This window comes from Polaromonas sp. P1_F1 (assembly GCF_056405795.1).
In genome coordinates, this window is sequence record NZ_JBFUBJ010000001.1 from 168,544 (window position 1) to 188,054 (window position 19,511).

Consider the following 19,511-nt stretch of genomic DNA (forward strand, 5'->3'; position numbering starts at 1 on the left):
GTTTCTTCAACAGTTTTTTCAAAGGCTTGGGAATCATGGAAATCTTCGACTACGACAACATCCTGCTGCTGCCGCGCAAATGCCGCGTGGAAAGCCGTTCCGAATGCGACGCCAGCGCGACGCTGGGCGGGCGCAGCTTTCGCATCCCGGTGGTGCCGGCCAACATGAAGACGGTCGTCAATGAGGAGATCTGCGCCTGGATGGCGAAGAACGGCTACTTCTACGTGATGCACCGCTTCGACCTGGACAACGTCCAGTTCGTGAAAGACATGAAAGCCCGCGGCGCCTACGCCTCGATCTCCTTGGGCGTGAAGAAACCCGACTACGACACGGTGGACCGCCTGGCCGCCGAGGGCCTGGTGCCCGACTACATCACCATCGACATTGCACACGGCCATGCCGACACGGTGCAGAAGATGATCGCCTACCTCAAGCAGAAGCTGCCGGCGTCCTTCGTGATCGCCGGCAACGTGGGCACGCCCGAAGCGGTGATCGACCTCGAAAACTGGGGTGCCGACGCGACCAAGGTCGGCATCGGCCCCGGCAAGGTCTGCATCACCAAGATGAAAACCGGTTTCGGCACCGGCGGCTGGCAGCTGTCGGCGCTCAAGTGGTGCGCGCGCGTGGCGACCAAACCCATCATTGCCGACGGCGGCATTCGCGAACACGGCGACATCGCCAAGTCGGTGCGCTTTGGCGCGACCATGGTGATGATCGGCTCCATGCTCGCAGGCCTGGAAGAAAGCCCGGGCAAGACCGTCGAGGTGGACGGCAAGCTCTTCAAGGAATACTACGGCAGCGCCTCGGACTTCAACAAGGGCGAGTACAAGCACGTCGAAGGCAAGCGCATCCTGGAGCCGGTCAAGGGCACGCTGGCCGATACCTTGCGCGAGATGGAAGAAGACATCCAGAGCTCCATCAGCTACGCCGGCGGCACGAAGCTGCTGGACATTCGCAAGGTCAACTATGTGACCCTGGGCGGCGACAACGCCGGTGAACACCTGCTGATGTAGGCCGACGGTAACAAATAGTAGCAAGGCCGGCTCCGGCGACAATAGGCCTTGTTCCTGAAGAGACTCACTCCCCTTGCCCACCGCAGCCATTGAAGTACGCCGGCCCTATTCCGGCGAAGAAGAAGCAGCCCTCATGGACGCCGTCCAGGAGGCGTTGACCTCTGCGCTGAAGGTACCGCTCTGGACGACCTCCGTCCGGCTTGTTATCCATGAGCCGCAGCGCTTTCGTGCGCCAGCAGACAAAGGGGACCGCTACACGCTGGTGACGATCGACTGCTTTGTCGGGCGATCCCTGGAAACCAAACGCGCCCTGTACCAGGTCATCGTGCAAAAGCTCGGGCTGTGCGGCATTCCCGCAGATCACGTGAAAGTGCTGCTGCGTGAGGCGTCACGCGAAAACTGGGCGATCCGGGGTGGCCTGCCGGCGTCCGACGTGGTGCTGGAGTACGACGTCGATATCTAGGCTGGTTAGCTAACGCTGGCCAGCCGCCAGCAGTTGCAATGCAAGCCGGTGCAGGCGGTGAGACGGCTCCGTCAGCGCCTCCAGGATGCTGAAGTGGTTGCGCCCCAGATGGGATTCGCAGACCGGCACCACCCCGGCGCCCCAGGCCTGCTGGATCAACACGTTCTGTCGCAGGAACTCCGCGCTTTCGTCGGCACCTGCCACGCCGTACAGGGTGCCGCGGCCCGGCGCCGGCAGCAGGGCCGGGCTGGCCTTGAGCACCTGTTCAGGTGTGAGTTTCAGCGAATCCTTCAGGAAAGGCGTGTGGCGCATGGGTTCAAGGTCGTACAGGCCGGAAATCGACAAGGCATTTTTCAGCAGGTCTGCAGGCAGGTCGCCGGCATAGGCCTTCCAGTCGCACGCCATCAGCATGGCAGCCAGGTGCCCACCGGCTGAATGGCCCACCACCGTGATGCGGGATGGGTCCCCGCCGTAATGGGCAATGTGGCGCCAGGTCCAGGCCAGCGCCGCCACCATCTGCATGGTGATCTGGGGAATGGTCACCGCGGGGCAAAGCGCATAGTTCGGCACCACGACACAGGCGCCCGTTTGCGTAAAAGCCGGCGCCACAAAGGAATGGTCGGCCTTGTCGAGAGACCGCCAGTACCCGCCGTGAATGAACACCAGCACCGGCGCACCGGCCAGGCCCTGGGTGCCGCCCTGTGTGGCGAAATCACCCGCCGGAAACACGTCGAGCATTTCACCCGCATGGTTGCCATAGGGAATATCGATCTGGCAGGGCACGCGCTTGCGAATGGCTTGTGAGCTCTCAGCCCAACGAGCGAAATACACCCCGTGGTCCGGTACCAAAGCCCGGTTGTTGTACATGCGGTCAAGCCAGGCGGGATCGGGCTGGGTCATTGTTCTTCTCCTGAAAGTGTCGAAGCGGCTTCAATGTGCCATCTTGGCACAGCCCGGCCGCCCGCAACCATTTACGGGTAAACCCGAAACTTCAGGTCTTCAGTCGCAATGTATTCTGTATACAGAGTACTAACATGCCACAACAACTGATCAAAATCGAATCCACGCCCGACCTCGTCGACCAGGTCTACCGCAGCCTGCTGGACGCCATCAGCGAAGGCTCGCTGGCGCCGGGTGCGCGCATCATGCAGGAAGACATTGCCGAGCAACTCGCGGTGTCGCGACAACCGGTACTGCAGGCTTTGCGCCTTTTGAAGAAGGACGGCTTTGTACTGGACGCCCCGGGGCGCGGCGTGCTGGTGGCGCCACTGGACGTGGCCTGGCTCGTGCAGATCTACCAGGTACGCAGCGCACTCGATGCACTGGCCGCCCGGCTGGCCGCGCAAGGCCGCTGCCGGCTCGACCCGCAACTGATCAGCCGGGGCCGAAAGGCCGCGCGGGGCGGTGACGTCAAGGCCATGATGGCGACCGACGCGCAATTTCACGCGGCCATTTACACCGCCTCGGGCAACCCGCTGATCGCCCAGAGCGCCCAGCTGCACTGGCACCACATCCGCCGCGCCATGGGTGCTGTGCTGCAGGTATCAACCATGCGCGAATCGATCTGGGATGAGCACGAAGCCATTGCCGAGGCCATCGCGGCCGGTGATGAAACCCAGGCCGAAGCGCTGATCCGCGAGCATGGCGAGGAAGCGGGCCACAACCTGGCAAAACTGCTGTCCAGCGCACTCGGCCAAACCGGCGCCCGCGCGGCGCCCTGAACACCCGACAACACGCAACAGGAGACATGCGATGAAACTGACCCCGGAACAACTTGCGCAATTCGACCGCGACGGCTACCTGTTTTTCCCCGGCCTCTTCACGCCTGAAGAAACCCGGGCGCTCAACGATGCCGTGCCCGAGCTCTACAGCCGGCGCGAAGACTACAACGTGCGTGAAAAAGGCAAGGACGCGGTGCGTACCAACTTCGCCGCGCACATGTACAGCGAGCCGTTTGCCCGGCTCGCGCGGCACCCGCGCATGATCGAGCCGGTGGAAGACCTGCTGGGCGAAAAGCTCTACATGCACCAGTTCAAGATCAACGGCAAGATGGCGTTTGAAGGCGACGTGTGGCAATGGCACCAGGACTATGGCACCTGGCTGAACGACGACATGATGCCCACCGAACGCGCGATGAACGTGGCCATTTTCATGGACGACGTGACCGAGCACAACGGCCCGCTGATGTTCATCCCCGGCAGCCACAAAAAGGGCGTGGTCGATGCCAAACACGACCTCACCACCACCAGCTACCCGCTCTGGACGGTGGACAACGATTTGATCCGCCAGCTGGTGCAGCGCGCCGGTGGAAAGCAAGGCGGCATCGTCAGCCCCAAGGGCCCGGCCGGCTCGATGATCCTCTTTCACTCCTGCCTGGTGCACGCCTCGGGCAGCAACCTTTCGCCCTTCAACCGGGTAAGCGTTTACCTGAGCCTGTGCGCGGTGAGCAACCACATCCGCCGCCACAAACGCCCTGAATACATCGCCCACCGCGACTTCACGCCGATTGAATGCCTGCCCGACGACTGCCTGCTCAAAGACTACCCGGTGGACTTGCCGTGGAAAGACGGCGTGCCGGCGAGCGCGCTGCAAACGTCGATGGAAGAACTGAAATTGGCTGCGTAACCATTGGGAGAACTGATGATGAATATGAATCGCCTGGCTTGTATCGCTTTCGGAATTGGCCAATTTATTGCACCACTCGCAATTGCCGAGGAACTCGGTGGTCCAGGCACTCATTGCGAAACGCACGAGCTGGTCGTGTTGTCGTGCCCAATCGCGGGGAAAAGCGATAAACACATGTCGATTTGCCGCACATCTGCCCAGACATCAGCGAATGCCTACATGCAATACCGTTTTGGCAAACTAGGTCAGACTCCCGAGCTGACATATCCGGCTACGACTCAAATGCACGCCAGGGAAGCGTTTCAGTTTTCCGTACGTAGCCCGAATGGTTGGACAGGTGCAGGTAATCTTCATTTCAAAATCGGCCAAGCGTCGTACACCGTGTACCAATTTTCCTCAGCGCGTTTCCCTGAAGAAGAAGCGGGCGTCGTAGTACGCGTGGGAGAAAAAAAAACCATGTACATCGAATGCGCGGAATCAAGAACGAGTCAATACAAAGACCTTATCGAACTGCGCAAATTGGAATTACCTGAGATGACAACCCCCTTCATCTTCGGTCCAAAAGCAAACAAGATCTATCGAAATTAATCAGCAAGACCCCTCATCCATGAACCTTTACACCAAACTCCAGCAGCGCGCGGCCGAAGGCAAACCGGTGCGCATAGGCCTCATAGGCGCCGGCAAATTCGGCTCCATGTACCTGGCGCAAGTGCCGCGGACACCGGGCGTGCACCTGGTGGCGATTGCCGACCTGTCGCCCGACGCGGCGCGCGCCAACCTTGCCCGTGTAGGGTGGAATTCGGCTGCAGCCCAATCTGAATCAGCGCAAGCAGCTATCAAAACAGGAGCAACCTGGGTCACCGACGACTGGCAGGCGGTGGTGACACATCCGCAGATCGACATCATTGTGGAATGCACCGGCAACCCGATTGCGGCGGTAGAGCATTGCCTGAAAGCCTTTGAACACGGCAAGCATGTGGTCAACGTGACGGTGGAAGCCGACGCTTTCTGCGGCCCGCTGCTGGCGCGCAAGGCGGCGGAGGCCGGCGTGGTGTATTCGCTGGCCTTCGGTGACCAGCCGGCACTCATTTGCGACCTGGTGGACTGGGCGCGCACCTGCGGCTTCCCGGTGGTGGCGGCGGGCCGTGGCCACAAGTGGTTGCCGCATTTTTGCGAATCCACGCCCGAAACGGTGTGGGGCAACTACGGCCTCACGCCCGAGCAGGCCGCGCGCGGCGGGCTCAACCCGAAGATGTTCAACAGCTTTCTCGACGGATCCAAGCCTTCCATCGAATCGACTGCCGTGGCCAACGCCACGGGCCTGACCGTGCCCAGCAACGGCCTGCTCTACCCGCCGGCCAGCGTGGAAGACATTCCGTACGTGACACGGCCCATCAGTGAAGGTGGCGTTCTCGAACGCAAGGGCATGGTCGAAGTTATCTCGTCGCTGGAAGCCAACGGCCGCAAGATTCCCTACGACATCCGCATGGGCGTCTGGGTCACCGTTGAAGCCGAGACCGACTACATCAAGAACTGTTTTGAGGAATACAACGCCCACACCGACCCGAGCGGGCGCTACTTCACCTTGTACAAACGCTGGCACCTGATCGGGTTGGAAGTCGGCGTGTCCGTGGCCAGCGTGGCGTTGCGCGGTGAACCCACCGGTGTGGCGACCTGCTGGAACGCCGATGTGGTGGCCACTGCCAAACGTGACCTGAAACCCGGCGACATGCTGGACGGCGAAGGCGGCTATACCGTGTGGGGCAAGCTGCTGCCGGCCGATACTTCCATGAAGATGGGCGGGCTGCCCCTGGGCCTGGCGCATAACGTGAAGGTCGTGCGCGCAGTCAAAAAGGGGCAGAGCCTGAGCTGGGCCGATGTGGCGATGGACACATCGACCCACGCCTGGAAAGTGCGCCAGGAGATGGAAAGCATGTTTGCGCCGGCGCTGAAAAAAGCGGCCTAGAAAGCTGCCTGACAGCCTTCTTCCCGCCGGTTCCTTCATGATGACTCAAAGCCATTCCGAGGACACGAATTGACCATCACCAGCGACACGCCCCTGCCCCGCATCGCATTTTTGGGTACGGGCATCATGGGCCTGCCCATGGCCAGGCGTCTGTGCGAAGCGGGCTACACGCTGCAGGCATGGAACCGCACGCCGGGCAAGGCCGGCCCGCTGGCGGCGCTAGGCGCCACGCAACATACGCAAGCCAGTGCCGCGGTGGCCGCTGCCGACATCGTCATCAGCATGCTCGAAAGCGGCCCGGTCGTGGAAGACGTGCTGTTCACGCAGGGCGTGGCCGCCGCGACGAAACAGGGCGCGCTCTTTCTGGACATGGCCTCCATCCAGCCGCGCGAAGCGCGCGACCATGCAGCTCGCCTGGGCGCATTGGGCATCGCCCATGTGGATGCGCCGGTTTCAGGCGGCCCGGGCGGCGCGCAAAGCGGCACGCTGGCCATCATGGCCGGCGGCAAGGCGGAAGACTTCGCGCGGGCCCTGCCTGTGCTCAAGCACTTTGGCCACGCCGTTCACGTGGGCCCGCACGGCAGCGGCCAGCTCACCAAGCTGGCCAACCAGATGATTGTGGGCATCACCATAGGCGCGGTGGCCGAGGCCCTGCTGTTCACCGCGCGCGGCGGGGCCGACATGGCCAAAGTCAAGGAAGCGATTACCGGCGGCTTTGCCGACAGCCGCGTGCTGCAGCTGCACGGCCAGCGCATGCTGGAGCGCGACTTCGCGCCGCGCGCCCGCATGGACATCCAGCTCAAGGACATGCGCAATGCGCTGGCCACCGCACAGGAGATCGGCTTTGAAGCACCGGTCACGGCACTCTTTGAGCGGCTCTATGCCGAAGGTGTTGAAAACGGCCTGACGGACCTGGACCAGTCGGCGTTGTTTGTCGAACTGGCCAGCCGCAACGGCATGAGCTGAAGCGCTCAGCGAGTCAACAAGGCGCGCACCAGATAACCCGCGATGCGCGGATTTTCCTTGATGCGCCGCATGCTGTAACCGTACCAGTCCTTGCCGCAAGGCACATAGATGCGGACCGCGTAGCCCTCGGCCAACAGCCGGTCCCGCAGGCCTTCACACACGCCGAGCAGCATCTGGAACTCGAACGTCGAGTTGGCCACACGTCGGCTACGCGCCAGTGTGATCACCTGGTCCACAAGTTCCTCGTCATGCGTCGCGACGCCGACAAAGGTGCCGCTGTCAAAGCAACGCGCGATCTGGCGCAGGAAGTGCGGGTTGATCGCGCGCCGGTCGTGCCAGGCGCCCTCCACGAGATGCTCGCGCGCCTCGACATAGATGCCTTTGCAGACGCGCAGGTTTTCACTCGCGCCGAGCAGCGGGCCAATATCGTCATCGGTGCGGTTGAGGTAGGCCTGCAGCACCAGGCCGACATTGGCATATCCACGCTTTTTCAGGCGCAGCAACAAGTCGATCTCGCGCTGCGTGCAGCTGGCGTCCTCCATATCGATGCGCACAAAAATTGAGTGCGCCTTCGCTGCGTCGAGCAGGCGTTCCAGATTGCGCTCGCAATGGGCCGCGTCGAGCAGCAGGCCGAGCGCTGTCGGTTTGACCGAGATGTTCGCGCGCAGTCCCTCACGCGCGATCGCTTCAAGCACCTTGAGGTATTCGCGCGTCGTGTCGTCGGCTTGAGACAAGGATTTGACGGTTTCGCCCAGGACGTCGACGGTCGCGGAAAAACCATCGATATTGAGCGCCACGATGCGGTTGATCGCATCGGCCACGGTGTCACCGGCGATATAACGGCGCGAGACTTTGCGGATCAGCGCGTGCGGCGCCAGCGGGATGGCAGAGGCCACCAGGGTATTGAACAGGGACATGACGATTTCCAAAAAAGAGAGATGAACGTGACCGCGGACGATGCGGGATCGTCACAAATGAAAAAGGCGGTCGGGATCAGGCACCCCGCCTGGGGCGATCCGGCGAGTGCGGGCAGTGCTTCAGCCTTGCAACAGGACGGACGTCCGGGTGCGCAGGAAGCAAAGAGTCAGTTCTTTGAAAGAGGAGGCCAGGCGGCTGCGTGCATGTGGATGTGTTTTTTGGCAAGCGCCGGACTGCCGGCGCGGCCATCGCATCATAACTTCAGCGGGCGTTGCAGGTGTCCGCGGGTGCGGCCCCCAGTCCGCACGGGGCCATAAAAAAAAACGCCCCAGACATTGTCCGGGGCGGCTTTTTTATTTGCCCTTGCTGGCGATGCTTAATTAAGCATCAATCGCGAAAGGGCTTGGAGAACTTGCCGGGTTTCTTGGCCGCATCGCGGGGCACAAACACCTTGCCGGCAGGCTTGGCAAAACCAGGCTTGCGGTTGGCAAAGTCAGGGCGCGGTGCGAAACCTTCATTGCGGGAAGCAAAGCCTTCGTTGCGCGGAGCGAAGTTGCGGTCTTCACGCGGCGCAAAGCCGGTGTTGTTGCCGCCACCAAAACCACGGTCATCCTGACGGCGCGGGCCGCGGTCATTGAAACCGGAACGGTCGCCATAGCCACCCTGTGGTCCAGGAGCGCGGCCCTGGAAGGGAGCACGATCGTCACGGTCGTTGTGACGAGGTGCGCCGAAGCCGCCACCGCCAGCACCACCGCCAAAGCCACCTGCAGGCTTGCGGCCGGCATAGCCGCCACGATCACCACCACCGCCGAAGCTGCGGCCACCGCGGTCGCCGCGGTCACCGCCGAAGTTGCCGCGTGGGCGATCGGAGGTCGGGGCAAAGCGCTGCTGTGGCTCCAGACCGGCGATCACGCTGGGCTTGAGGTTCTGCTGCATGTAGTGCTCGATGTCCTGGATCTTGCGGCGATCGCGGAACTCGGCAATCGTGATCGCCTGGCCTTCGCGGCCGGCGCGGCCGGTACGGCCAATGCGGTGCACGTAGTCTTCGGCTTTCATCGGCAGGCCGTAGTTGATCACGTGGGTGATCGACGGAACGTCCAGGCCGCGGGCAGCCACATCGGTAGCGACCAGGATCTGGACACGGCCGTCGCGGAAAGCCATCAGGCGGCGGTTGCGCAGGCCCTGGCCCAGTGCGCCATGCAGCGCCACAGCGCTGAAGCCTTCCTGCACCAGGTCATTGGCCAGGCCGTCGCATTCAACCTGGGTGCAGGCAAACACGATCGACTGGTTCATGGTGGTGTCGCGCAGCGAATGATCCAGCAGCTTGCGCTTGTGGGTCATGTTGTCGGCCCACAGCAGAGACTGGGTGATCGACGCATGTTTTTCATGCGGCGAGTCGATCTCGACGCGCTGCGGCTGGCGCATCACACGCGTGGCCAGTTGCATGATGCGCGGCGCAAACGTGGCGCTGAACATCATGGTCTGCTTGCGCTCGATCGTGAGCTGGTTGACTTCGGTCAGGTCGTCGGCAAAGCCGAGGTCCAGCATGCGGTCGGCTTCGTCGACGACCAGGAACTGCACCTGGTCCAGCTTGATCTGCATGCTGCGCTGCAGGTCGAGCAGGCGGCCGGGGGTGGCCACCACGAGGTCGGCATTTTGCAGCTTGGCAATTTGCAGCTGGTAAGGAATACCGCCCACCACGTTGGCAATGCGCAGGCCGCGGCAATGGCGAACCAGGTCGATTGCGTCGGCGCAAACCTGCTGGGCCAATTCACGCGTCGGGCACAGGATCAGTGCACCGGGCGTGGCAGCCTTGAAGTTGCGCGGGCTGGTCGGGTCCTTGCGCTTGGGTTTTTTCAGGGGTGCTTCGCCGCGGGCGACGGCTTCGGCGCTCAGGCGTTCAAATTCGGAGCGCTCAAAACGCTCGGCTTCTTCCTGCTGTTTCAGCAGGGTGTGCAGCACGGGCAGCAGGAAGGCTGCGGTCTTGCCGCTACCGGTCTGGCTGGAAACCAGCAGGTCGGTGAATTTGGCTTTGGGGTCGCTTTTGGCGTCATGGTCCAGGGCCTGCATGGCCTTGGGGATCGTGGCCATCTGCACGGACGTCGGCTGGGTGAAACCCATGTCGGCGACAGCTTGCAGGAGTTCCTTGGCCAGGCCCAACTTCACGAAACCATTGGGTTCGGCTGCAACGGCTTCCAGGGAGGTGGGAGCCATCGAAGGCTCGTCCGAAGAGAAGTCCGGAATCACGTGGATCACGGCCTCAGCGGCGGTATCAATATTTGTGTCGGGCAAAACGTCGCCACGAGCCTCAAAAGAGTCAGTCATGTTTTTTCTCACTAATCACCTGTCCGCAACGCTTTTGGCGAAGGAACAGGAAACTTCACCCCCGCGATGCGGAGGATTCGTTCATGGTTAATAAAACATCAACCATCAAACGAATATGCGGTCCAGGCAGCAGAAATGTGCCCGAAGCGGTGACTCCGTTATTGGAATCAAAAGTGTGAGGTAGATGTACAAATGCAGGGCACCCAGTGCACTGCAAGCCCACGATTATAGCGTGCTTTACGGGTTTCTACCAGTCCCCTGCTCAACCGGGGGCATCGCGGCTTCCTGCCGTCAGCCTGTACCGTGCGCACCCGCTATCATTTCAATAGCTGCTTGCGCTTGTCCTGTCTGGCTAAAACCCCGAAATGACTTACGCAGAATTCACTTCAGGAAGTGTTGCCGATAGTGCTCAAGTTCGTCAATCGACTCGTGCACATCGGCCAGGGCGGTGTGGCTCTGGCGCTTTTTGAAGGCGCTGTAAACCTCGGGACTCCAGCGCTTGGCCAGTTCCTTGAAGGTGCTGACGTCAACGTTGCGGTAGTGCAGGAAGGCTTCGAGTTTGGGCATGTACTTGACCAGGAAGCGCCTGTCCTGGCTGATGGTGTTGCCGCACAGCGGTGAAACACCCTTGGGAACGTATCGGGCCAAAAAAGCCAGAATCTGCGCTTCGGCATCTGCCTCGTCCACGGTGCTGGCCTTGACCTTGTCGATCAGGCCGCTGCGCCCATGGGTGCCCTTGTTCCAGTTGTCCATCTGGTCCAGCAACTCGTCGGTCTGGTGGATCGCCAGAACCGGGCCCTCAATGCGCGGCGTGAGTTGCGGGCCTGTGACGATGACGGCGATCTCGATCAGGCGCTCTTTTTCCGGGTCGAGGCCGGTCATTTCGCAGTCCAGCCAGACGAGGTTCTGGTCTGATTTTTTGAGTAGGGGTTCAGTTTCAGGCATCTTGCGATTCTCGCTGATCGCCTAAACTGCCAGCCATGACCGACTATTCGCTTGTTTTCACCGGGGTGTTTTCCGCCTTTCTGGTGTTGGGGCTGCTCACGAAGTTCTACCTGGCTTCGCGGCAGATCCGCCATGTGGCACGGAACCGGAACGCGGTGCCCGCCGCCTTCTCGGCCACCATTTCGCTGCAGGCGCACCAGAAGGCAGCCGACTACACAATCGCCAAGGCACGCTTCGGCATGCTGGAGATGGCCTTCGCCGCCGCCGTGCTGCTGGGATGGACGCTACTGGGCGGCATCGACATGCTGAACCAGGCGATAGCCGGTTCGGGCCTGGCCGCCTGGGGCGCGCTGGTGCCGCAGCTGGCCCTGCTGGCCGCTTTTGGCCTCATCAGCGGTTTGCTCGACCTGCCCTTCACCTTGTACAGCACCTTCCGCATTGAAGAGCGTTTCGGCTTCAACAAGATGACCTTGAAACTTTGGCTGGCCGACCTGGTGAAGTCGACGCTGGTCGGCATCGTCATCGGCCTGCCCATCGTGGCGCTCATCCTGTGGCTGATGGGCAGCGCGGGAAGCCTGTGGTGGCTGTGGGCCTGGGGTGCCTGGATGGGTTTTAACCTGCTGGTGCTGGTGCTCTACCCCACCGTCGTCGCGCCGATGTTCAACAAGTTCAAACCGCTCGAAGACGAGACACTGAAGGCGCGCGTGACAGCCCTGATGCAGCGCTGCGGCTTTGCGGCCAAAGGCCTCTTCGTGATGGACGGCAGCAAACGCTCGGCCCACGCCAATGCCTATTTCACCGGCTTCGGCGCGGCCAAGCGCGTGGTGTTTTACGACACCCTGCTCAAACAGCTCAACCCCGGTGAAGTTGACGCCGTGCTCGCGCATGAGCTGGGCCATTTCAAGCACAAGCACATCATCAAACGCATCGTCTCGATGTTTGCCATGAGCCTGGCCGGTTTCGCCTTGCTGGGCTGGCTGTCGTCACAGGTCTGGTTCTATACCGGCCTGGGCGTGCGGCCCAACCTCACCGGCGCCAATGACGCCCTGGCGCTGCTGCTCTTTTTGCTGGTGGTGCCGCTCTTCAGCTTCTTCATCTCGCCGGTGTTCGCCCAGTTCTCGCGCAAGCATGAGTTCGAGGCCGACGCCTATGCCGTGGCGCAAACGGACGGCAAGGATTTGCAGAGCGCCCTGCTCAAGCTCTACCAGGACAATGCCAGCACCCTCACGCCCGACCCGGTATTTGTGAAGTTTTACTATTCGCATCCGCCCGCCTCCGAACGGCTGGGCCGCATGATTCCTTCTGTTGAAAGCACCGCGACATGAGCAACCCGATCCACCAAAACCGCCGCGCCCTGAGCGCCACGGAAATCGTCACCCAGTTGAGCAAGCTCAATGGCGAGCAGGCCCTGGGCTGGCGCCTGATCGACGGTTCACTGGAAAAAACCTACAGCTTCAAGAACTACTACGAGACCATCGCCTTCGTCAATGCACTGGCTTTCATTGCCAATGCCGAAGACCATCACCCCGACCTGGCCGTGAGTTACGGCAAATGCACGGTGCGTTTCAACACGCACGACGTCGATGGTGTCTCTGTCAGTGATTTTTTCTGCGCGTCGAAGGTTGACGCCTTGCTGGCTTGAGCAAACCAGCACGCCCTGCCGCTGCCCCCGTCGCGGGCACGCGGCCCGGGCTGGTGGTGGCGGGTTTTGGCCGGCACGTGCTGGTGGAGACCGACACCGGTGAACGGGTGATCTGCCACCCGCGCGGCAAAAAAAGCCAGGCCGTGGTGGGAGACCGCATTCGCTGGCTGCCTTCCGAAGACGAAGGCACCATCGAGAAAATTGAAGAGCGCCGCAACCTGTTTTACCGGCAGGATGAGATGCGCACCAAGTCCTTCGCCGCCAACCTCGACCAGGTGCTGATCCTCATCGCAGCCGAGCCCGAGTTCTCGGAAAGCCAGCTGACCCGCGCGTTGATTGCCGCTGAAGCAGAGGGTATCACCCCCATCATCGCCCTTAACAAAAGCGACCTCACCGAGCCTTTCGGGCGCGCCTGGGCCAAGCTGGCGCCCTACCGGGCCATGGGCTACAGAATGCTCTCGCTGGCCATCAAGCCCAAAACAGCGGCAAGCGGGCCGGCCGATGCCCCGCACCCGGAACTGCAGGAACTGACGGACTTGCTGCGGGACAAAAAGACGCTGGTGCTGGGACCTTCAGGCGCGGGCAAAAGCAGCCTGACCAACCTGCTGGTGCCCGATGCACGGGTGCTGACGGCGGAAATATCGCAGGCCCTCAATTCAGGCAAACACACCACCACAAGTACCACGCTGTACTGGGTGAATACCGGGACGGACGGTCAGAGGAGCACCGCGCTGATTGATTCGCCGGGCTTTCAGGAGTTCGGGCTGCACCACATTGACCCAGTGCAGCTGGCCAACTACATGCCCGACCTCAAGGCGCACGCCCAGGACTGCAAGTTCTACAACTGCACCCACCTGCATGAGCCGGGTTGCGGGGTGATTTCAAAGGTCAAATCGGGGCCCAGCCCAGACGGAATCAGCGCAAGCCGCTATCGTTTGTATAGCGAACTATTTGCCGAGCTGTCGCAACCCCGATATTGACGGGAACTGACGGGCAGCGCCCGTCCGGGCAATAGCGTCAGGCCTTGAGCAGCTCGCGGCAGGCCTGCACCAGCGCCTCACACTGCGCCGGCGTGCCCACGCTGATGCGCAAATGCTGGTCGATGCGCGGCTGCCTGAAATGGCGCACCAGGATGTTTTTTTCGCGCAAGCCGGCCGCGAAGGCCGCTGCGTCGTGGCCAGGATGGCGAGCCAGCAGGAAGTTGGCCTGCGATGGCAAGACGTCAAAGCCGAGGCCTTGCAGCTGCCGGCTTAACAGATCACGGCTCTGGATCACGGCCGTGCGAGTCGCTTCAAAATAAGCACGATCCTCGTAAGCCGCCACGGCACCGGCGATGGCCAGGCGGTCCAGCGGATAGGAATTGAAGCTGTCTTTCACCCGCTCAAGGGCTTCAATCAGGTGGCGCTGGCCGGCGGCAAAACCAACGCGCAATCCGGCCAGCGAGCGCGACTTGGACAGCGTGTGCACCACCAGCAGGTTGGGATAACGCGCAATCAGTTCAATGGCGGTTTCGCCGCCGAAATCCACATAGGCTTCGTCTACCAGCACAACCCGCTCGGGCTGTTGCTGCAACAGTTGCTCGATCTGCGCCAGCGGCAGGCCGGTGCCGGTGGGCGCGTTCGGGTTGGCAATCACCACGCCCGCGCATGGCGCGGTGTAATCCGCCACATGGATGCGCAGGGACGCATCCAGCGGCACGAGCCCGGCCTCAATGCCATAGAGCCCGCAGTACACCCTGTAAAAGCTGTAGCTGACATCCGGCATCAACAGCGGCTGGCCGTGGCGGAAAAATGCGCAGAAAGCGTGCGCCAGCACTTCATCCGAACCATTCCCAGCAAACACCTGGCCGGTGTCTATGCCGTGGTAGCCGGCAATCGCCCGCCTGAGTGCATTGGCCTGCGGGTCGGGATAAAGCTGCAGGCCGTTTTGCGCCGCGGCCGTGATGGCGGCAACGACACGGGGCGATGGCGGGTATGGGTTCTCGTTGGTGTTGAGCTTGACCAGGTCCGCAACACCGGGCTGCTCCCCCGGCACATACGGCACAAGACCGCGCACCGCAGGGCTCCAGAAGGATTGCCCGGAAGGCAGGCTGCCGCTCATCCGAGCAGGCGTGCCAGGGTCAGCAGCGCCAGCAAGACCATCCACAGCACCACGGAACGCCACACCAGCCCCACGATGCTTCGCAGGTGCGCCACTTCGGGCTCCCGGCCAGGCGTGGCTTCTGTGGCGATGCCGTCTTCCGCATCCAGGCCACCCGCCTGGAAACTTTGCGAGGTGTCCGCCGAAAACGTGGTCTTGAGCGCTTCGCCGCCCAGGCGCACGTTCACGGCACCGGACGTAGCAGCCAGGATGATCCCGTCGTTGCGGTTTTCAGAGGCCGAAGGTGCGCCAGCTGGAAACCGATGCGTGTAGTTGCGCCAGGCATCAATGGCGTCTTCAAAACTGCCGACCACCGCGAAACCCAGCGAGGTGACACGGGCGGGCACAAAATCAATCACGCCCCAGGCACGGCTTGCGGCAAGCTGCAGCGCCGTGCTGGCGCCCTCGCCTGCAGCGGCGGCGGTCCTTCTTTTATAGGCCCAGTAGCGTGAAACGAACTCACTCATGCGGTAGAGCACGGCGCCTGCGGGCCCCAGCCCCAGCGCAGCGAGCACCGAAAACCAGCCCAGCACGCCGAACACATGGCGGTGCGCGGCCAGCACCGAATATTCAATCACGTGGCGGACAATTTCGCTGCGCGGAAGCTCGCTCGCATCGACCTGGCGCCACTGCGCCAGCAATTCGCGCGCTGTCGTTTCGTCGCCGTCATCCAGCGCGTCGCGTATGTCCGTGAAGTAGTGGCTGAACTGCCGAAAGCCCAGCGTGACATAGAGGATTGCCACGTTCCATGCAAAAGCCAGCACGGGGTTGATGGTCCACAGCAGCCAGTGAATCAGGAAGGTGACCAGCGCCGGCACCAGCACGGCGACCGTCCATGCGATCCAGCCGTGGTGCGGTTTGCCGGCATCCAGGCTGCGGTTGGTCCAGCGGGCCCAGCCCCGAAATCCCGCATGAATCCAGTTGCCGCGGGCCAGCGGACGGGCCTGTTCGATGATGAGTGCAAACAAAACGGCAAAAAAGCTCATGAGGAATCATAACTTGGCCCCCACGCTTTTCACTTCGTGTAATGCGCTGCCCCCCGAGGGGGCCGCCCGCCTGCGGTCTGGCATAGCCAGCCCCGCGGCTCATGCTGGGTTTAAGAGTTCAGTTAGCACAACCCAGCGGGGCCCGTGCGAGCAGGGGCCGCGGAACTGGCTCTGCCAGGCCGTAGGCGCCGTCCCCTGCAAGGGGAAAAGGGCTACACGAAGTGAGCCCGATAGGGGTGTGCTAATTTTTCGGCTTCGCCGGCCCCAGGCGCCGCCCCCTGGAAGGGGGGAACAGGCTACACGAAGTGAGCCTGGACGGTGGTGGGCTAAGCCACCAGAAAACGATAGAGATTACGCAGCATGCCGGCCGTCGCGCCCCAGATATAACGCTCCCTGGCCTCGTTGCCATCACCTTCCACGGAGGGGTCTGAGTACGGCATGGAAAGCCATTGGCGCAGGGCGCCGTCGAACTCCATCTCGTGGCGGCGATGATTGGCCGGGTTCATCAGGTAGCCCAGCGGCACCTCGAAGACATCTGCGACTTCACCCGGATTGGGCTGCAGCACGAACCCGGGCCTCACCAGCGCCACCACCGGCGTGATGATGAAAGCGGTACCGGTGACGTAGGTCGGCAAGGTGCCCAGCACCTCCACATGGTCGCGCGGCAAGCCCACCTCCTCGTGCGCTTCCCGCAGCGCGGTGTCTACCGCATCGCGGTCGGTTTCATCCGTACGGCCGCCGGGCAAGGCGACCTGGCCTGAGTGCGTGGACAGGTTGGTGGTCCGCTCCGTCAGCAGCAGTGTCAGCTCGTCCCGCATGACCAGCGGAATCAGCACCGCAGCCAGCGCAGGCGTGCGGTCGGTGAATGTCTTTTCAACGCTGTGTTCGGGAGTCCACACAGGCGGATGCCGAAAACGCTGGCGCAGGGCCTCCGGTGAAAGGTGCGCCGAAGGGACCCCCGCCAGATGGTCATCAATACCCAGCACCGGGATGCTGCGCGGGTCAAACTTCGGCAGGGGCCGGGTGTTGTTCATGGAGTGAGAGGTTAGCAGGCAAAAAAAAGCCGCTCGACAGAGCGGCTTTTCAGGGCGGAGGTGCTTTTAGGCAGCCTTGGCGCCCAGCTTTTCCTTGATACGTGCGGATTTGCCGCTGCGGCTACGCAGGTAGTACAGCTTGGCACGGCGCACATCACCACGGCGCTTGACTTCAATCTTCGCGATCAGCGGGCTGTAAACCTGGAACGTACGTTCCACGCCTTCGCCGTTAGAGATCTTGCGAACGATGAAGCTGGAATTGAGGCCGCGATTGCGCTTGGCAATCACCACACCTTCAAAAGCCTGCACGCGTTTACGCGTACCTTCCACCACATTGACGCTCACGATCACGGTGTCGCCGGGAGCGTAAACGGGAATGGTCTTGTTCAAGCGGGCGATTTCTTCCTGCTCAAGGGTCTGGATCAGATTCATGGTTTATTCCATCTAACTTCTTCGCTCATACACGCGCTACGCTAAAGACCGCAAATCCATGGAACACCCGCGGGTGTTCAGATGGTTGCAGTGGCCGCCAGAGGATCGAAAAGCCTTTGATTATAGCAAGTCAGTGCTTTTTCAAGCGTCTTTGTCCGGGTTTTCGACCAAATCGGCCAAAAAAGCCTCGTCACTTTCGCTCAAATTCCCACTCTGCCGTGCCATTTGCACCAATTCCGGGCGTTGGCGCTGCGTCAGCGCCAGGCGTTGTTCACGCCGCCAGCGCTCAATATGGGCGTGGTTTCCAGACATCAGGGTGGTCGGAACGGGCTGGCCGCGCCAGCTTTCGGGCCGCGTGTAATGGGGGCAATCCAGCAAGCCGTCGAGTGCAGGATTAAAGCTGTCCAGCTGATGACTGCCCTCGTCATTGAGCACGCCGGGCTGGAGCCGGGCCACCGCATCGAGCAAGGCCATGGCGGCAATTTCCCCGCCCGACAGCACAAAATCGCCCAGGCTGATCTGCAGGTCAACATGGGCCTGGATGAAGCGCTGGTCCAGCCCTTCGTAGCGCCCACAAATCAATACCGCACCGGCGCTGGCCGACCAGCCTTCAACGCCGGCATGGTCCAGCGCCTTGCCCACGGGAGAAAAAAGCACCGTGGGAACCTTGGGCGCACCATTCGCAGCACGGTCAGCCTGTATTTTTTCAAGGCACAGCGCCAGCGGCTCAGCCATCATCACCATGCCGGGGCCGCCGCCGAAAGGCCGGTCGTCCACGCGGCGGTAGTTGCCGTCGGCAAAGTCCCGCAGGTTCCAGAGCTTCACCTCAACAAGGCCCGATTCGTAGGCGCGGCGGGTCACGCCGCTGACCAGGAAGGGCGCAAAAAGCTCGGGGAAAAGTGTGATGATGTCGAAGCGCATGGGGCTATTGTGTGCGAGCCCGGCGCTTCAGGGCAACAGCTCCTTCGGGCTACAAAAATCAGTAGTCCGGCTGCCAGTCAACCGTGATGCATTTGCCGGCGATATCCACCGCGTCGACATACACGGAGACAAACGGGATCATGCGTTCGGCGGTCAGGCTCGTGCCGTCCTCCTGCTGGACGGTGTACTCCACACACAGGACCGAGTGCGGGCCGGTGGCCATCAGGTCACGCACCAGGCCTAATGGCACCCCTTCGCGATTGACCACGTTCAGGCCGATCAGGTCGACCCAGTAGTACTCATCCTTGGAGGCCGCAGGAAAACTGCTGCGGGGCAGGAAGATGCGTGCGCCACGCAAGGCCTCGGCCGCATTGCGGTCATCAAGGCCCAAAAACTTGGCGACGACGGTATCGGAATGAACTTTGGCCTCGTCCACGCTCAGTGAAACGGTGCCGGAAAACACGGTGAACCCCGGGCGGAATTTGGCGTCAGGCGCCTGCAAAAACCAGGATTTGGCTGCAAAAAGCGCTTCTGGATCGGTGCTGTGCGGCAGGATTTTCACCCAGCCCTTGACGCCCCATGCATCCAGGATGCGCCCGACTTCGATGGCGTCGTGCGGAAGGCTTGAGGGCGTCAAGCCTGCCGACGATTGAAGGCCGGGCTGCATCAATCTCTAAATCAGACCGAGTTCTTCAGGCCGTTTTGACAGCAGCCGTAGCACCTTGCTTGACCAGGCGCAGAACGGTAGGAGACGGCTGGGCGCCCACACCGATCCAGTGGGTCAGGCGGTCTTGCGCAATGCGCAGGCCTTCTTCGCCACCTTTGGCAATCGGGTTGTAAAAACCGATGCGCTCGATGAAACGGCCGTCGCGGCGAACGCGTTTGTCAGCCACAACAATATTGAAAAAAGGACGGTGCTTGGAACCGCCGCGTGCAAGTCGAATGACGACCATGATTTATCCTTCGGGTGGTGGGGCTTACCGGTAAGGTAGATACCCCAATGTTCTGCAGCGCTTGAGACACACGACATGGCCACCCGGCCAGCGAATTGCTGCAAAGCCTGAGATTATAGCCTGTGGAACGGTTTTGGCCCAAATTCACCTCCCCGCCCTTCTCCTATCCCCGAAACCACGACA

21 protein-coding genes are annotated in these 19,511 nt (G+C 61.8%); 10 read left to right on the forward strand and 11 right to left on the reverse strand.

The window, feature by feature from the left end:
- Positions 1–35: 35 nt before the first annotated feature.
- Positions 36–1,013 (forward strand): GMP reductase, encoded by a 978-nt coding sequence (locus AC1DZE_RS00865; protein ID WP_477668019.1) that lies wholly within the window; start codon positions 36–38, stop codon positions 1,011–1,013.
- 73 nt (positions 1,014–1,086) lie between these two features.
- Positions 1,087–1,476 (forward strand): tautomerase family protein, encoded by a 390-nt coding sequence (locus tag AC1DZE_RS00870; RefSeq protein WP_477668020.1) that lies wholly within the window; start codon positions 1,087–1,089, stop codon positions 1,474–1,476.
- 9 nt (positions 1,477–1,485) lie between these two features.
- Here AC1DZE_RS00870 and AC1DZE_RS00875 read toward each other — a convergent pair whose 3' ends face one another.
- Complete coding sequence (locus AC1DZE_RS00875) at positions 1,486–2,376, reverse strand: alpha/beta hydrolase (RefSeq protein WP_477699680.1); 891 nt, start codon at positions 2,374–2,376, stop codon at positions 1,486–1,488.
- A 134-nt stretch (positions 2,377–2,510) separates the two neighbouring features.
- Between AC1DZE_RS00875 and AC1DZE_RS00880 the strand changes: the two genes are divergently transcribed.
- The 5 genes from AC1DZE_RS00880 (at position 2,511) to AC1DZE_RS00900 (ending at position 7,033) form a co-directional block, all read left to right on the forward strand.
- Positions 2,511–3,197, forward strand: coding sequence for a GntR family transcriptional regulator (locus AC1DZE_RS00880; protein WP_477672408.1), 687 nt, complete (start codon positions 2,511–2,513; stop codon positions 3,195–3,197).
- Positions 3,198–3,228: 31 nt separating this feature from the next.
- The gene (locus AC1DZE_RS00885) at positions 3,229–4,101 is read left to right on the forward strand and encodes a phytanoyl-CoA dioxygenase family protein (protein ID WP_477668023.1); all 873 of its coding nucleotides are present in this window, start codon (positions 3,229–3,231) and stop codon (positions 4,099–4,101) included.
- 15 nt (positions 4,102–4,116) lie between these two features.
- Entirely contained in the window at positions 4,117–4,689 is a 573-nt protein-coding gene (locus tag AC1DZE_RS00890) for a hypothetical protein (RefSeq protein WP_477668024.1), read from the forward strand.
- A gap of 19 nt (positions 4,690–4,708) precedes the next feature.
- On the forward strand, positions 4,709–6,067 hold the full coding sequence (locus AC1DZE_RS00895) for an NAD(P)H-dependent oxidoreductase (RefSeq protein ID WP_477699681.1): 1,359 nt from the start codon (positions 4,709–4,711) through the stop codon (positions 6,065–6,067).
- 69 nt (positions 6,068–6,136) lie between these two features.
- The gene (locus AC1DZE_RS00900) at positions 6,137–7,033 is read left to right on the forward strand and encodes an NAD(P)-dependent oxidoreductase (protein WP_477699682.1); all 897 of its coding nucleotides are present in this window, start codon (positions 6,137–6,139) and stop codon (positions 7,031–7,033) included.
- Between the two features lie 5 nt (positions 7,034–7,038).
- Here AC1DZE_RS00900 and AC1DZE_RS00905 read toward each other — a convergent pair whose 3' ends face one another.
- The 3 genes from AC1DZE_RS00905 to orn all read right to left on the reverse strand — a co-directional run bounded on the left by AC1DZE_RS00905 (position 7,039) and on the right by orn (position 11,221).
- Positions 7,039–7,950 (reverse strand): proline dehydrogenase family protein, encoded by a 912-nt coding sequence (locus tag AC1DZE_RS00905; RefSeq protein WP_477699683.1) that lies wholly within the window; start codon positions 7,948–7,950, stop codon positions 7,039–7,041.
- 388 nt (positions 7,951–8,338) lie between these two features.
- Complete coding sequence (locus AC1DZE_RS00910; RefSeq protein WP_477672560.1) at positions 8,339–10,276, reverse strand: DEAD/DEAH box helicase; 1,938 nt, start codon at positions 10,274–10,276, stop codon at positions 8,339–8,341.
- Between the two features lie 381 nt (positions 10,277–10,657).
- Positions 10,658–11,221 carry an oligoribonuclease gene (gene orn, locus AC1DZE_RS00915; RefSeq protein ID WP_457279974.1) on the reverse strand — a complete coding sequence of 188 codons (564 nt, stop codon included), beginning with the start codon at positions 11,219–11,221 and terminating at the stop codon, positions 10,658–10,660.
- A gap of 35 nt (positions 11,222–11,256) precedes the next feature.
- Here orn and AC1DZE_RS00920 point away from each other — a divergent pair, with 35 nt between their 5' ends.
- From AC1DZE_RS00920 to rsgA, 3 genes are read left to right on the forward strand one after another with little or no spacing between them, the layout of a single operon-like run.
- Positions 11,257–12,546 (forward strand): M48 family metallopeptidase, encoded by a 1,290-nt coding sequence (locus AC1DZE_RS00920; protein WP_477672559.1) that lies wholly within the window; start codon positions 11,257–11,259, stop codon positions 12,544–12,546.
- Positions 12,543–12,863, forward strand: a complete 321-nt coding sequence (locus tag AC1DZE_RS00925; protein ID WP_436157846.1) for a 4a-hydroxytetrahydrobiopterin dehydratase — start codon at positions 12,543–12,545, stop codon at positions 12,861–12,863. Before AC1DZE_RS00920 ends, AC1DZE_RS00925 begins: the two co-directional genes overlap by 4 nt.
- A complete protein-coding gene (gene rsgA, locus AC1DZE_RS00930; protein WP_477672558.1) occupies positions 12,860–13,843 on the forward strand; it encodes a ribosome small subunit-dependent GTPase A in 984 nt (327 codons plus the stop codon). The genes AC1DZE_RS00925 and rsgA overlap by 4 nt, the downstream gene beginning before the upstream one ends.
- Positions 13,844–13,880: 37 nt before the next feature.
- On the opposite strand, the gene hisC is transcribed toward rsgA, so the two are convergent.
- From hisC to rpsP, 7 genes are all read right to left on the reverse strand, one after another.
- Positions 13,881–14,963, reverse strand: a complete 1,083-nt coding sequence (gene hisC / locus AC1DZE_RS00935; RefSeq protein WP_477668031.1) for a histidinol-phosphate transaminase — start codon at positions 14,961–14,963, stop codon at positions 13,881–13,883.
- On the reverse strand, positions 14,960–15,988 hold the full coding sequence (locus AC1DZE_RS00940; RefSeq protein WP_477672557.1) for a CobD/CbiB family protein: 1,029 nt from the start codon (positions 15,986–15,988) through the stop codon (positions 14,960–14,962). Before AC1DZE_RS00940 ends, hisC begins: the two co-directional genes overlap by 4 nt.
- 326 nt (positions 15,989–16,314) lie before the next feature.
- Entirely contained in the window at positions 16,315–17,022 is a 708-nt protein-coding gene (locus AC1DZE_RS00945; protein ID WP_477668032.1) for a CoA pyrophosphatase, read from the reverse strand.
- A gap of 66 nt (positions 17,023–17,088) precedes the next feature.
- A complete protein-coding gene (rplS, locus tag AC1DZE_RS00950; protein WP_077595343.1) occupies positions 17,089–17,454 on the reverse strand; it encodes a 50S ribosomal protein L19 in 366 nt (121 codons plus the stop codon).
- Positions 17,455–17,595: 141 nt separating this feature from the next.
- On the reverse strand, positions 17,596–18,375 hold the full coding sequence (gene trmD / locus AC1DZE_RS00955; RefSeq protein WP_477668033.1) for a tRNA (guanosine(37)-N1)-methyltransferase TrmD: 780 nt from the start codon (positions 18,373–18,375) through the stop codon (positions 17,596–17,598).
- Between the two features lie 58 nt (positions 18,376–18,433).
- Positions 18,434–19,042, reverse strand: coding sequence for a ribosome maturation factor RimM (gene rimM / locus AC1DZE_RS00960; RefSeq protein ID WP_477668034.1), 609 nt, complete (start codon positions 19,040–19,042; stop codon positions 18,434–18,436).
- A 25-nt stretch (positions 19,043–19,067) separates the two neighbouring features.
- The gene (gene rpsP / locus AC1DZE_RS00965; protein ID WP_457279965.1) at positions 19,068–19,328 is read right to left on the reverse strand and encodes a 30S ribosomal protein S16; all 261 of its coding nucleotides are present in this window, start codon (positions 19,326–19,328) and stop codon (positions 19,068–19,070) included.
- Positions 19,329–19,511 lie beyond the last annotated feature (183 nt).